General features: G+C 56.4%; 10 protein-coding genes. 6 read left to right on the forward strand and 4 right to left on the reverse strand.

Annotation, left to right across the window (positions count from 1 at the left end; genetic code table 11):
- The first annotated feature begins 3 nt into the window (after positions 1-3).
- The 3 genes from VJ369_RS04270 to VJ369_RS04280 are packed head-to-tail and all read left to right on the forward strand — an operon-like array spanning position 4 to position 4,293.
- Positions 4-1,044 (forward strand): sugar ABC transporter permease, encoded by a 1,041-nt coding sequence (locus VJ369_RS04270; protein WP_324090879.1) that lies wholly within the window; start codon positions 4-6, stop codon positions 1,042-1,044.
- Positions 1,041-1,913, forward strand: coding sequence for a carbohydrate ABC transporter permease (locus VJ369_RS04275; protein WP_324090880.1), 873 nt, complete (start codon positions 1,041-1,043; stop codon positions 1,911-1,913). Before VJ369_RS04270 ends, VJ369_RS04275 begins: the two co-directional genes overlap by 4 nt.
- A 49-nt stretch (positions 1,914-1,962) precedes the next feature.
- A complete protein-coding gene (locus VJ369_RS04280; protein ID WP_324090881.1) occupies positions 1,963-4,293 on the forward strand; it encodes a glycoside hydrolase family 3 N-terminal domain-containing protein in 2,331 nt (776 codons plus the stop codon).
- Between the two features lie 90 nt (positions 4,294-4,383).
- Here the strand turns inward: VJ369_RS04280 and VJ369_RS04285 are convergent, their stop codons facing one another.
- The 4 genes from VJ369_RS04285 to VJ369_RS04300 all read right to left on the reverse strand — a co-directional run bounded on the left by VJ369_RS04285 (position 4,384) and on the right by VJ369_RS04300 (position 9,867).
- Positions 4,384-6,765 carry a glycoside hydrolase family 3 protein gene (locus VJ369_RS04285; RefSeq protein ID WP_324090882.1) on the reverse strand — a complete coding sequence of 794 codons (2,382 nt, stop codon included), beginning with the start codon at positions 6,763-6,765 and terminating at the stop codon, positions 4,384-4,386.
- A gap of 269 nt (positions 6,766-7,034) precedes the next feature.
- Positions 7,035-8,345 (reverse strand): TRAP transporter large permease, encoded by a 1,311-nt coding sequence (locus tag VJ369_RS04290; protein ID WP_324090883.1) that lies wholly within the window; start codon positions 8,343-8,345, stop codon positions 7,035-7,037.
- Between the two features lie 2 nt (positions 8,346-8,347).
- Entirely contained in the window at positions 8,348-8,857 is a 510-nt protein-coding gene (locus VJ369_RS04295) for a TRAP transporter small permease (protein ID WP_324090884.1), read from the reverse strand.
- Positions 8,854-9,867, reverse strand: a complete 1,014-nt coding sequence (locus VJ369_RS04300) for a TRAP transporter substrate-binding protein (RefSeq protein ID WP_324090885.1) — start codon at positions 9,865-9,867, stop codon at positions 8,854-8,856. The genes VJ369_RS04295 and VJ369_RS04300 overlap by 4 nt, the downstream gene beginning before the upstream one ends.
- Before the next feature lie 231 nt (positions 9,868-10,098).
- On the opposite strand from VJ369_RS04300, the gene VJ369_RS04305 reads away from it, so the two are divergent.
- The 3 genes from VJ369_RS04305 to VJ369_RS04315 are packed head-to-tail and all read left to right on the forward strand — an operon-like array spanning position 10,099 to position 13,992.
- Positions 10,099-11,082, forward strand: a complete 984-nt coding sequence (locus tag VJ369_RS04305; RefSeq protein ID WP_324090886.1) for a LacI family DNA-binding transcriptional regulator — start codon at positions 10,099-10,101, stop codon at positions 11,080-11,082.
- Positions 11,083-11,140: 58 nt separating this feature from the next.
- A complete protein-coding gene (gene uxaC / locus VJ369_RS04310; RefSeq protein ID WP_324090887.1) occupies positions 11,141-12,550 on the forward strand; it encodes a glucuronate isomerase in 1,410 nt (469 codons plus the stop codon).
- Complete coding sequence (locus VJ369_RS04315; protein ID WP_324090888.1) at positions 12,547-13,992, forward strand: mannitol dehydrogenase family protein; 1,446 nt, start codon at positions 12,547-12,549, stop codon at positions 13,990-13,992. The genes uxaC and VJ369_RS04315 overlap by 4 nt, the downstream gene beginning before the upstream one ends.
- Positions 13,993-14,017: the final 25 nt, after the last annotated feature.

Raw genomic sequence — 14,017 nt, forward strand, 5'->3', positions numbered from 1 at the left:
TCGGTGACAGAAGGGGTCAAAGTCGTTTCTGCCACCGTACCGGCCAGGCAGGGCACGGCTCCCGGAACTCGGCCGCGGAACACAGCGGCCGAGCGTGGGAGCCGATCGCCAAAACGAAAACTACGCGCGCCGGCGGATAAGCGGAAAAACCTGGAGATCCTGTTCTTCGTCACTCCGGCGTTGTTGCTCATCGCGATGTTTATGTTGGTGCCGATCATTCAAGCGGTGCGGTTCTCCGTCTATAACTGGAAAGGTTTCGGACCGCTTGTAGACTTCGTCGGCCTGCAGAACTATGTCAGGGTGCTGCAAAACGAGGTCTTCACCGACGCTTTAGTGCATAACCTGATCATCATTGCCGGATCGATCATCATCCAGCTTCCGCTGGGGTTGGCGATCGCGTTGTTACTCAACCGCAAGATGAAGATTCAAGGGTTGCTGCGCACCATCATCTTCGTTCCTTACGTATTGTCCGAAGTGATCGCCGGCGTCGTGTGGTTCCAGCTCTTGCAACCGCAGTACGGGTTGATCGATACCGTGTTGTCCAAACTTGGCATTCAGGGCCCTGCGCAAGGTTGGCTAGGAACGCCAGACCTGGCACTGTGGACAGTGCTAATCGTGCTGACCTGGAAATACCTGGGTCTCGCGGTGATTCTGTTCCTTGCTGGACTGCAAGGAGTGCCAGATGAACTCTATGAGGCTGCGCAAATTGACGGAGCCTCTTGGTGGCAAATCCAGCGCAAGATCACCATCCCATTGCTTGGGCCAACCCTGCGCACCTGGGGTTTTCTCTCGATGGTCGGTTCCTTGCAGCTCTTTGACATGGTCTGGATTCTTACCGGCGGCGGGCCCGCAAACTCCACGACAACGATGGCCACATTCCTCGTATCTGAGGGAACCAAACGACAGAACTTCGGCGTCGCTTCGGCTGCATCGGTGATCTTGTTTATCGTTGCGCTGATTCTCGCCGTCTCTTATCAGCAGTTCATCCTCAAACGAGATACTCAGCCCGATACTTCGCGTAAGCGAAAGAAGGTGCGTCGATGAGCACTGCAACAACCTCGATAAAACCCGCCGTGAAGACCAAAAAATCTCCGAATAAATATGGTGGAAACGTACTTGTGTACGCACTTTCCCTAGCAGTGGTAGCTCTTACCCTGGGGCCGGTGCTTTACGGGGTACTTGGTGGGTTTCGTACTAATGCGCAGCTAGCCCAAGCGCCCGCGGCACTGCCGGAACCATGGGTACTGAGCAATTACACCGGGGTACTAAACAACCCAGAATTCTGGCGTTATGCTCTGAATTCCACGATGATCGCGGTGCTCACCACGGTGATTGTGGTGGTTTTTGGGATCATGGCGGCCTACCCATTGGCCCGGTACCAGTTCAGGCTTCGCGAACCGATCTTCATGGTCTTTGTGCTGGGCCTGCTCTTTCCCGCCACGGTGGCAATCGTTCCGCTCTTTATCCTGATCTCCCGAGATTTGAACCTAGGAAATACCTGGTGGGGCGTCGCATTACCGCAGGCGGCCTTCGCCCTGCCGATGACGGTAGTCATCCTGCGCCCCTTCTTAATGGCGTTGCCTCAGGAACTAGAAGAAGCGGCCCAGCTGGATGGAACCAGCCGCATCGGTTTCTTCTGGCGCATCTTATTGCCGCTATCTGGTCCAGGCATGGTCACCGTCGGCGTACTCGCCTTCGTGGGCTCATGGAATGCCTACCTGCTGCCGCTGTTGCTACTCCAAGGTGAGATGCGCACCCTCCCGTTGGGCGTCGCAGACTTCTCAACCGAGCACTCTGCAGACACCGCAGGAGTCTTTGCCTTCACCACCTTGGCCATGATCCCGGCGCTGATTTTCTTCCTCGCCATGCAGCGGCGCATTGTCAGCGGCCTGCAAGGAGCCGTCAAAGGCTAAGGCCCCGCGGAAACACTTTTCGGGCTCATGCCCAGTACTAAGGACTAAAATGAACATCGCAGAAAGCACGTGGCGTAACGCTGCACTGCCCATCGCAGAACGCGTCGGCGCGCTGATGGGCGAAATGACCATCGAAGAAAAAGTGAGCCAACTCGGCTCCTATTGGATTCGCCCGCAAGAAGACAACGACTCTGGCGAGGGAAACGTCGCGCCCATGGAAGACACCTTCGTTGATGGGGTGAGCTTCACCGAAGAAATTCAGGATGGTCTGGGACAGATCACTCGGGCCTTCGGATCATCTCCAGTGACCCCGGCAGAAGGACGCGACAAGCTGGCACAAATGCAGCATGAGGTGATCGCCGCCAACCGCTTCGGTCTTCCAGCTTTAGCACACGAAGAATGCCTGACCGGGTTCACCACCATGGCGGCAACCTGTTACCCAGCCTCGATCGCTTGGGGTGCAAGCTTTGACCCAGTTCTAGTGAATACGATGGCGCAACTTATTGGCCAAGATATGAAAAAAATGGGTGTTCACCTAGGTCTGTCTCCGGTCTTAGACGTGGTCAGGGATTACCGCTGGGGCCGCGTGGAGGAGACCATGGGTGAGGACCCGCACTTGGTCGCCGAGTTGGGAACTGCCTATGTGCGGGGGCTACAGTCCGGCGGTGTCCACGCAACGTTGAAACATTTTGCCGGATACGCAGCATCTAAAGCCGGACGTAATCACGCCCCGGTTTCCATGGGAGTGCGTGAACAAGAAGACGTTGTCTTTCCACCCTTCGAACGAGCCATCCGAGAAGGAAAAGTTCATTCGGTGATGAATTCCTACTCAGACCTTGATGGTGAAGCGCCGGCGGCGAGTCATCGCTTATTGACGCAGATCCTGCGCGAACGGTGGGGTTTTGAAGGTACTGTCGTTTCCGATTACTGGTCGGTCAGCTTCTTGCAGGGAATGCATCAGGTTGCCGAAACCTTGAATGATGCCGGAATTATTTCACTTTCTGCCGGGATGGATGTGGAACTTCCCGAAACCAATGCCTTCCGGAATTTGGGCCGTGCAATTGCCGAAGGAAAACTCGATCCAGGCATCCTTGACGGAGCGGTACGTCGAGTACTCACGCAGAAAGCGCAGCTTGGGCTCTTGGACTCCGAATGGTCCCCCGAAGGACAGTGGGCTGGGTCCGACGTAGATTTGGACTCGTCTGAGAACCGGGCTCACGCACGGAAAATGGCCGAAGAGTCCATCGTGCTGTTGAAAAACGAGGGACTTCTTCCCTTGAAAAATCACGCATCGGTAGCCGTCATTGGACCATCGGCCAGCCAACCGCGAACTCATCTAGGCTGTTATTCCTTTACGAATCACGTGCATTCACGGTATGCCGCAGACGATGATCATGGAATTACGATGCAATCTATCCTCGAAGCGCTCCGCCGCGAACCGAGCCTCAGCGAAAGTTGCTTCACCTATGAGCGTGGCGTTGATTTTACACATCCAGATGTTAGCGGCATCGACGCCGCGGTAGAAGCAGCCCGTGCTGCAGATATTGCGCTAGTGACCGTGGGAGATCTGGCCGGACTCTTTGGCCGGGGAACTTCCGGAGAAGGTTGCGACGTGGTGGACTTAGCTCTCCCCGGCAAACAAGTCGAGCTAGTCGAAGCGGTACTTGCCACCGGAACACCGACGGTACTGGTGCTGATAACTGGCCGCCCCTATTCCTTAGGGCAGTTCGAGTCTCGGGTGAAGGCTATCGTGCAGGCATTCATGCCGGGTGTTGAAGGTGGACCGGCTCTCGCATCGGTACTCAGCGGCGCGGTTAACCCGTCGGGGAAACTGCCGGTGCAGATACCGGACCACCTCGGTGGCCAGCCTGGAACATATCTCACCGGACAGCTCGGCTGGAATAACGACGGCGTATCGAACCTTGATCCGCGGCCGCTCTACCCATTTGGGCATGGAAGTTCATACACGAACTTTGAGCTCAGAGACCTGGAATTATCAACCACCGAGATTTCCTCGGATGCAGCGGTACTCATTAGCGCGACGGTCTGCAACATTGGTGATCGAGATGGTGCTGAAGTAGTGCAGCTTTATCTTGATGACAAGGTGTCACAAGTAGTGCGCCCACGCCTCTGGCTCGCAGGCTTCACCAAGGTCCGGTTGGCTGCAGGGGAATCGAAGCGGGTGGAATTTGAACTACACGCGGACCGTACTTCCTTCACCGGAGTTTCCGGGCAGCGTGTGGTGGAACCAGGAGTATTCGGCGTGCGCGTGGGGTCCAGCAGTGAGGACCTGCCGCTGGCAGCAGAATTCCGAATTATCGGGCCATTGCGCGTGGTCCCCGAGGGCCGAGTGATGGATACCCCGGTCACGGTTAAATAAAAGTACTTCCGCTGTGACCGCCCAAATATGAAGGCCACCTCCTGCCCAACGTCTCGGCATTGGGTAGGACGTGGCCTCGCTAGTTGAGTTTTACTCGTACGTCAGTCCGAAACCAAATGGGTAGAGTTCCCCGTCGGTAGTTTCTGCGTAACCAGGTAGATCACTGAATTGCTCGGTGATGGCCTCAGCGGTTCCCGCCAAGGCAAATGGCATGCGGCCCTGTGGGGCAACCTTGCCGGAGAGCACATCCATCAGCGCGGTATCGGACATACCGAAACCGGCCACGATAGCTCCCGCATCAAGGAATCCGCTGGCCTCATCCATCACGAACGGCTGGCGGAAGTACACGTGCATAACAACCTTGCTCGGGTCATCAACTTCGCTCATCACCTTTTTGATGGTGTCTAGCGACGGGCTGATTTCCCAAGACTTGGATTCGGCCATGCCGGTGAAGTCCAGAACGCTGGATTCCCATGGCAGCGACCCGCCAAAGCGCAGCCCGTCATCCGTACATGTTTCCGTATTCTGGGTGACGCACGCATCGGCTGCGCCGAACGGGCTCTTGCCATCCAGACCGGCCACACCATCCATGACAATCGGGCTGATGTGCTCCGGGTTCATTCCGGATTCCGGATCATTGGACTTGTAAGAGCTCGTGTTCTTGTTGTTCACGGTCACCGAAATCAGCGCATAGTCGCTGTCCTTGGCGCTCGGGCGCTCGGATGGATCTTCGGTATTGCCGTTGGTGACGTCATGGCCGTAGCTAGCCACGGTTTCCTCGGTGAAGTCGCCCAGGATGTAAACATCCGAGTTTTCCTTCAAGGGCAGGACCTTCTCACCGTCCGCAGTTTCCTTGTTCTGAAGCAATACGGCAGATTTGCGCTGTAGGTCTAGGCCTACCTCCCGGTTCGCGTCGCTGCCCACGATGTCGCCGGCGGCTACAACGTCCACATATGGGTTCTCGAACAGGCCCATCTGGAACATCGGGGTGGTCAGACGGGTTGCCGCAAGATCAATTCTTTCCTCGGTGAGCAGCCCGGAATCCACCAGATCGGTGATGGTTTTAACGTCATGGAATCCGGACAGCGTGTCGGTTCCGCCGTTGATGGCGGTGGCTACGCGCTCCGGAACACTCTTGTCCTCCAAGCCCCAAGCGCGGTCGTTGATGATACCGGTATCCGAATTGACGTACCCAGCAAAGCCCAACTCGTCACGCAAGAGATCGTTGACGATCTGGTTGGAGAAGGCCATACCCGTGGAATCGTAGTCAACACCGTTGTAGGTGACCTCTACGGGAGCACCGTAGTAAGGCATGATCGAGGAAACGCCAGCGTTGATGGCCGCTTCAAACGGCTTCAGGTGATAACCAAAACCGTCACCCGGGTAGACCTGGGTCTTGCCGAAGGAATAGTGCGCATCCAACCCCAGCTCCTGCGGCCCTCCACCCGGGAAGTGCTTCATGGTCAGCGCGACGTCAGACTTCGGGCTCAGTGAAACCCCGTTCTTATCCAAGGGGCCCTGCAGCCCTTCGACCAGTGAGGTCATGATATTTGAGTTGAGGTCTGCATCCTCGGTGAAGGTTTCATGGGCACGGTACCAGCGTGGTTCGGTGGAAAGATCTGCCATGTAGCCGTACATTCCACGTAGTCCAATGGACGCCCACTCGTCACCCATGACACCAGTGAAGTCATCAATGATCGACATGTCTCCGATGGTCGGGGTTTCTCCGGTGCGCACTGCTTCCTCACCTAGCGCGGCGGCCGCCAATCCTGCCTCCTTCGGGAATGCGGTGAAGGCTCCGGCTGACTCGTTAATGCCTGCACGGGCATTCGGGTCGATGTGGTTGCGCGCATTGGACTTGTACAACATCGGGATGCCGAGGCGAGTTCCCTCGCCGAGCTCCTGGACCGTATTCATATATTCGGCGGCTTCCTGCGGGGTCAGCGAGGTGCTGGCCTGGAAGCCGCCACTGGCGCTGCCGCAGGTGGCTTTGTCTTCGCTGGTGACCGTATTGCGGAAGACGAAGCGGTGCATCTTCTGATTGTTGATGTAGTCGGTGGCATTTGGATCCAGGGTTCCGCGGGTCTGGGTGTCAGCATCGCAAGCTGCGTTGAGTGTATCGATCAGCATCAGACCGGATTTTTCTTCCAAGGTCATCTGTGAAACCAGGTCTGCGGCTCGGTCTTCCGCAGGCTTGCGCCAGTCTTCGTAGACATCGAGCTTGCCGTTGTCGTTCAGATCTTTGAAGGTGCGCCCCTTGTGCTTGATGGTGTCCTTGACACGTGCTTCAAGCTTCGGTGGCTTGCCGTGGTTTCCCTCATTGGAAACACTTGGCGCGTTGTGCGCTGCGGGTGCTTGGTGCGGAGCCTGCGCGGCACTCGCGGCTGGTAATGCTAAGAACATGCTCAGTGGTATTGCTACTGCAAGAGCCAGGCGGCCACGCTGGGAGCGTGACAAAATCTTTGAAGTCATTTTGAACTTTCGGTGATGATTTGGTTGTCCTCGGAACCTTGTTAACGTCATTGAGAACTCGTCCACGACCAGTCTTGCGTGACGCACCTCACCAAATGAAGTGGTTGCCATTAGTTGCACTGAAGACAGTTCAAAAGCGCTGATGAAAAGCTGATTCATGTCGAATTCAGGTCAAGAGAATCCTAAGAAACCTTCGGTTTCCCGTGGTTAAACGCCTGTGGTGGCGAACCCCCAAAGGGTTCGCCACCACAGGTATGGGTGGGGCAGTGTTACTGGCCCAGAAGTCCCAGCATTTCCGGAAGCCACATGGATAACTGCGGAATGAAGGTGACTACGAACAACATCGCGATCAGCGCGATGAAGAATGGAACCAGCGCCTTGATGACTGGCTCCGCTCGCAGTCCGGCTACACGAGCGCCGACAAAGAGCACGTTGCCCACTGGCGGAGTAATGGTACCCAAGCAGAGGTTGAAGGTCACCATGATGCCGAAGTGGATTGGATCCACTCCAAATTCGGTCACAATCGGCAGGAAGATCGGAACAAAGATCAAAATGGCAGGTGTTGGATCCATGAAGGTACCGACGATGAGCAGAATGACCATGATCAAAATCAGGATGATCGTTGGTGAATCGGTCAAGCCCAGCAAGCCAGACGAGATGGCAGCAGGAATGCCTGAGAATGCCATAACCCAGGCCATGATGGTCGAAACCCCAACCAGCAGCATCACAATCGCGGTAGTCTGCGTGGCATCGATCAAGATGCGCGGCAGATCAGAGATCTTGATCGCACGGTAAAGGAAACTGAGTATCAGGCAGTACACCACGGCGATTGCCGCTGACTCGGTGGGAGTGAAAACACCGGCGAGAATACCGCCAATGACGATCACGATCATCAGAATAGATGGAACAGCGCGCCACAAGGTAAGCAGTGCCGCCGGAAGTGTCACCTTTTCGTGCTGCTTGAGGTCTGTGCGCTTTCGAACATAAAGCCAAACAATAAGCATGCAGGCCAGCGCCCATAAAATGCCGGGGATGTAGCCAGCCACAAAGAGTGTAGCGATCGAGGTGCTGGAAACCAGGGAGTATACGATCAGCGTGTTTGACGGCGGAATCAGCATGCCAGAGGGGGCCGAAGCGATATTTACTGCAGCGGAGAAGTTTCGGTTGTAACCTTCCTCGCGCTGACGTGGGCCAATCACTCCGCCAACCGCAGCTGCCGAGGCAACTGCGGCACCAGAAACGGAACCGAAGAGCGCATTAGCGACCACGTTCGTTTGCGCCAGCGAGCCTGGCATGCGGCCTACGAGGACCTTTGCGGCGTCGATGAGGCGGGCGGCGATGCCACCGTTGTTCATTAATACGCCGGCAAGGATGAAGAACGGAATTGCGAGCAAGGTAAATGAGTTAATGCCGGTGAACATACGTTGTGCGGCGACGAAGGAGGCCTTCTCCAAGCCGATCACGGCTGCGACTGCGGCGAAAGCCGAGAAGCCTACGGCAATCGCGATGGGCACGCGGCAGAGCAGGAGCGCGGCGATGCCAACGATCAGAATAATTCCAGCAACTAATGCAGCATCCATGATTAGATCGCCTCTCGAATTTCATCGTCGTCTTCGGTTGGCAGACCACGGCCTGCCAACGCCTCAACGAGGTGGTAGACAGAGTAGAACGCGGTCACGAGCCCGGAAATTGGCAGCGCCAAATACATGGCACCAATATTTAGCGGAAGTCCTGAAATTTTCTGCGTCCAGGTCAGATCCACACCTCGAAGCCCGCCCCAGATAAGCACGAAGACCGCAAAGAGCAGAACAATGACATTGACTACTACTTCCAGAGTGCGAGTTCCATCGATTTTCAGGGCGCGGACCAGGAAGTCCACGGCGATATGGCTACGATCCGAGAACACATAAGCAGATCCGAACAGGGCCAACCAGACAAACAGGTACTGCGCCATCGAAGTGGTCCACGTCGCAGGCTCATGAATTACTTGGCGGCTAAATACCTGCCAGCAAACTACCAGGACCAGGACCGCGAAAAGCACGATGCACAACCATTTAAGCGCTACATCCAGGACGTTTTTTATCGCATTCACTTGGCGGCCTCCTGAATGTTGTCGTACAGCTTGTGAGCATCGTCGGTGGTGAGCGCGTTATCGACTACCGGCTTCAGCGCTTTGGTGAAGGCGGCGGTATCAACTTCGTTAAACTTGCTGCCGGACTTTTTTGCGGACGCTATAGCAGCATCATTTTGCGTGTTCCAGAGTTCGACGTGCTCGGTGACTGTCTGCTGCCATTCTTCGTCGAAGATCTTGCGATCTTCGGGATTCATGGATTTGATCAGATCCGAATTGATCAACATGTAGTCCAAGCCCACCAAGTGGCGGGTGAGTGCTACATGTTTGGCAACTTCGTTGTGTTTTTGCGATACGTAGGAAACTTCGTTGTTTTCCGCGCCGTCCAGAACCCCGGACTGCAACGCGGTGTAGACCTCGCCGTAGGACATCGGGGTGGCCGAGCCTCCCATGGCATTGATCATCGCGATGTGGATATCTGATTCCTGCACACGGATTTTCATTCCACGCAGATCTTCAGGTTCTGTGACCGGCCCGGCCACAGTGTAGATGTTTCGGTCTCCCTGAGTGAGGCCACCTACGACCGTGAGGTTTTTGGACTCTTCGAGAGAGGAGAAAAGTTCACCGACGATATTGTCGTCGCCCACAACTTTCATCTGATGGTCAATGCTTTTGAAGACCGTAGGCAAGTTAAGAGTTGCGAAATCAGGGTTTAAGTTCTCTAACTGGGTTCCGGAGGCTACAGCCATGTCAACGGATCCATCTGAGACCAGCTGGATGACTTCCTGCTGGGCACCGAGTGTTTCATTGGGGTAGACCTTGATGTCCCAGCGGCCACCGGTGCGTTCCTTCACGCGCTCGCCAAAGGAAGTCAGAGCAATATATGAAGGGTGGGATTCGGCCTGGTTCAGGGACAGGACGAGGGTCTTGCCCTCCTCGGCGGTGCCAGAGACTCCAGAGCTACATGCGCTTAATGCTAATAGCGCGGTGGAAGCCACGGCTATGGCACGCAAGATGCGACGCTTAATCACAGGATGCTACTTTCCGGCCGGGTCATCTACGTATCGCATGACCAAGTTGGAGGATCAAGACGTTGCGGAGCACCGGCCACTTCGACGGTTGTTACGATGATGAACGCCATAGTGTGATCTGTGCCAATTGTTGCCATTAGTTGCACGCCACTTCCATCGACGGGTCTCACCCGTCAAGATAAAGAGGTGCAACCTGAATCTGACAAATCTCGCCAGCCTACGATCTACGATGTGGCACGCGTTGCGGGAGTTTCCACCTCCACGGTATCGCGTGCATTTGCGCGTCCTGGGAGAGTTAGCTACGCCACCGCGGAGAAAATCCGCGCGGTTGCACAAGAACTTGGTTACCGTGCGGTGAGCGTACGGCGCCCCATGGCGCAGGGGCGAAACCGCCGAGGAACGATTGCTCTAGTGGTGGCCGATATCTCAAACCCCGCATACTTCGAAATGATCCGTGGTGCCGAAGAGGAAGCCGCGGCCAGTGGGTACACAATGTTGCTGGCACACACCAGGGAGTCGGGGGTTATCGAACGCCAGGCACTGGAACGGTCGATGGATATTGTGGATGGAATTGTGCTTTCCAGCTCACGCATGTCGGACGCTGCGATTCGAGATATGGCCAAACAGAAACCTACGGTGGTGATGAATCGCGGTGTCAAAGGTGTAGCCAGTGTCGTCACGGACAATGCGCGCGGAGTGCACGAAGTAGTAAAACACCTTGCATCCCTGGGGCATCGAGAGATTTCCTACCTTGCCGGGCCAGAAGCGTCTTGGGCCGATTCGAGCCGTTGGCAGGCGGCCAAACGGGCCGCCGTGGAGTACTCGCTGCGTATCAGCAAAGTCCAGTCCGAATTTCCGACCATGGACGGCGGGGCACGAACGGCTGAACAAATTGCAACCGGACGTTCCAGCGCAATCTTGGCGTATAACGACCAGTTGGCCTTGGGGCTGATGCGCAAGCTGAAGGCCACCGGATATCGGGTCCCTACGGATTTTTCTGTAGTGGGGTTTGATAACTCCTCAGGAGCGGCCTTGATTGAACCAGGTTTGTCTACCGTGGCGGCGCCGTTGCACGCTTTGGGAGCCACCGCCGTTCGTAACCTGCTGGCAATATCCAACGGTGCGATATCCACCCGAGGTGAAGCGGTCGTCTTGCCGACACGGCTAGTATTGCGGGCTTCCACTGCCCCTTATGGGCAACGCGAATCGCGGTAGTGATGCAACACATGGCAACTTGTTGCCATCTGCCACCTTTACTGCGGAACATCGAGGTATGCCTTCTTCCATTGCGAACCATCCGGACCGACTTTTTCCCGCTGATCGGGCTGTCCGCGAGATCGCCCGCAGCCTACATGCCAAGGTAGAGAACCTGCCGATCATCTCGCCACACGGGCACGTTGACGCTGCGATGATCGCCAACGATGCATCATTCCCGGATCCCACCGCGTTGTTGCTGAGCCCGGATCATTACGTTACGCGCATGCTTCACGCTCACGGCGTGGACCTCGCACAACTGCGCGTAGGTGGTAGTCAGGGGGCGAGCCCGCTGGAAGCTTGGAAAATCTTTGCCAAGAATTGGCACCTCTATGAGGGCACAGCTTCGGGCTACTGGCTGCGTCAAGAATTTACTGAAGTTTTTGGGCTTGACGATCTGCATATCGACGATGAACACGCGGAGTCGACCTACCGCGCTATCGAGGCAAAAATTGCGGAACCTTCATTTCGTCCGCGCGCCTTGATGGAACAGTTTAATATCGAGGTTTTGGCTACCACGGATGATCCGTTGGACTCATTGGAAGCCCATGATCGGCTCGCCGCGGACCCGAGTTTTGCTCCACGGGTACTACCTACTTTCCGTCCTGATGCCTACATCAAATTCTGGGGTGCGGACTTTGCCCAACGCGCAGACAAGTTGATTCAAACGGCCGGTGATGGCCAAGCCGGCTACGATGGCTATTTGGCCGCCATGGCCAACCGCCGTGCCTACTTTGTAGAGCATGGAGCGGTATCTTCAGATCATGGAGCCCAGACCCCCACGACTCTGAAGCTTACTCGCGACGAAGCGGCGGAGCTTTTCACCAAAGGACTTGCCGGTACCGCGAGCTATGCTGAGGCGCTGGCCTTCGAAGCACACATGATGTATCAGCAGGCGGCGATGGCCGTCGACGATGGGCTGGTCATGACCATGCACCCTGGGGTACACCGTAATACCCACCCGCACACCTTGGAAACCTTTGGACCGGACACCGGGCACGACATTCCGTTCGCCGTGGACTACGCCGGTGGGCTGGCCCCGATGCTCGCGGATTTCGGAACGGCCCCCGGATTCCATTTCATTCCCTTCACCATCGATGAGACGGTGTTCTCCCGTGAGATCGCTCCGCTGGCTGGCTTCTACCCTTCGGTATTCATCGGTGCGCCATGGTGGTTCCTCGACGCCCCGGACGCGATGATGCGCTTCCGCTCGGCGGTCACCGAAACCGCGGGCTTCTCCCGTTCTTCGGGTTTCATCGATGACACCCGCGCGTTTTGCTCAATCCCGGCACGCCATGATGCGTCACGTCGTGTCGAAGCCTCCTTCCTGGCACGGCTCGTCGCGGAACACCGCGTCACCGAGGAGCGCGCGCACCAGATCATCGTGGATCTTGTCGACGGTGCACCACGACGGGCGTTCAAACTATGAGCACGCAAGAAAACAAGCCACAAATGCTTAACCGTTCAGCTCAGGGCGGTTCGCCTGCAGAAGTTCGGATGGTTCATATCGGTCTCGGCGCCTTCCACCGTGCGCACCAGGCCTGGTACACCGCACATTCGGGCGACGGCTGGGGGATTGCGGCGTTTACCGGCCGCAGCGCGACTGCTGCTACTGAACTCGCGGCTCAGGATGGTCTGTATACGCTGATCGAACGAGGGGCGGATGGCGACTCTTTTGAAGTAGTCGATTCAATTGTCCAGGCCCACGATGGGGCTGACCTGAATACGCTGAGTACCTTGCTGGCGAATCCGAATACGGCCATCGTGACGTTGACCATCACCGAAGCCGGATACAAGATGGCCTCGGGAGCAAACGAGCCGACACTGGATCTTTCCGACCCTGTGGTGGGCGAAGATCTGACGGTACTGCGCGAACACTATGAGTCTGGAATCTTTGCCCGGTCAAGCGACGACTTTGACTCTTTGATCCTTGCAACCGCTGGAGCCAGAGTATTGGTTGGCTTGGCATCGCGCCGGGCCGGAGACGGATGGCCGCTAGCCATAGTTTCCTGTGACAACCTGCCGGGGAATGGCGCGATCGCCAAGGCGTCAATTCTAGGATTTGCCAAAGAAATTGACCCGTCGCTGACCAGCTGGATCGAGTCGAATGTTTCCTTCGTAGATACCTCAATTGACCGCATTACTCCGCGCACTACCGAGGCAGACCGCGCAGCAGTCGCAGACGGAACGGGTTTCCACGATGCGTCGCCGGTAGTTACCGAACCATTCAGCTCCTGGGTGCTGCAAGGAGATTTCCCGGCTGGACGTCCCGCCTGGGAAAAAGCGGGGGCACTGTTTGTCGAGGATTTAGAACCCTTTGAACGGCGCAAACTGTGGTTGCTCAACGGAGCGCACACGCTGATGGCATATGCAGGTCAGCTTCGTGGACACCAGACCGTTGCCCAAGCTCTGGCAGACCCGCAAATCAACCGGTGGGTGATGCAATTCTGGGATGCTGCGGCAAACCATTTGAATGAGCCTGTTCTGGATGTTCCGGCCTACCGTGAAGCACTACGCGAGCGATTCTCAAATCCACGAATCGCTCATTACCTCGCGCAAATTGGCATGGACGGGTCGTTAAAACTGGCGGCACGTGCAATTCCGGTTTATCGGGCCGAGCAGTCCGCTGGACGAGATGGTGCAGCAGCTTTGCTTCCCATCGCCGCGTGGTGTGATCAGCTGACCGCACAGGCCAGAGCCAAGGTCGCGGTGCAGGATGCCCAGTCTGCGGCACTGAACTCAGTGTTGGAAGATACCTCTGATTCGCGGGAACAGACCATCGCTTTGCTCAACGTACTTGATTCTCAGCTTGCCGCCGAGGCTCAGGCCGTGGACGGAGTGCACCAGCTGCGTAACGGATTTACCAACTAATTTTCTTCACCTCTCACGTGCGCAT

The sequence above is a fragment of the Glutamicibacter sp. genome (assembly GCF_035257265.1).
GTDB lineage: Bacteria > Actinomycetota > Actinomycetes > Actinomycetales > Micrococcaceae > Glutamicibacter.

Excerpts from the sequence above, each read along its gene's own strand:
- VJ369_RS04280 (WP_324090881.1), top strand. The coding sequence starts at position 1,963 with ATGAACATCGCAGAAAGCACGTGGCGTAACGCTGCACTGCCCATCGCA.
- VJ369_RS04285 (WP_324090882.1), bottom strand. The coding sequence starts at position 6,765 with ATGACTTCAAAGATTTTGTCACGCTCCCAGCGTGGCCGCCTGGCTCTT.
- VJ369_RS04290 (WP_324090883.1), bottom strand. The coding sequence starts at position 8,345 with ATGGATGCTGCATTAGTTGCTGGAATTATTCTGATCGTTGGCATCGCC.
- VJ369_RS04315 (WP_324090888.1), top strand. The coding sequence starts at position 12,547 with ATGAGCACGCAAGAAAACAAGCCACAAATGCTTAACCGTTCAGCTCAG.
- VJ369_RS04275 (WP_324090880.1), top strand. The coding sequence starts at position 1,041 with ATGAGCACTGCAACAACCTCGATAAAACCCGCCGTGAAGACCAAAAAA.
- uxaC (WP_324090887.1), top strand. The coding sequence starts at position 11,141 with ATGCCTTCTTCCATTGCGAACCATCCGGACCGACTTTTTCCCGCTGAT.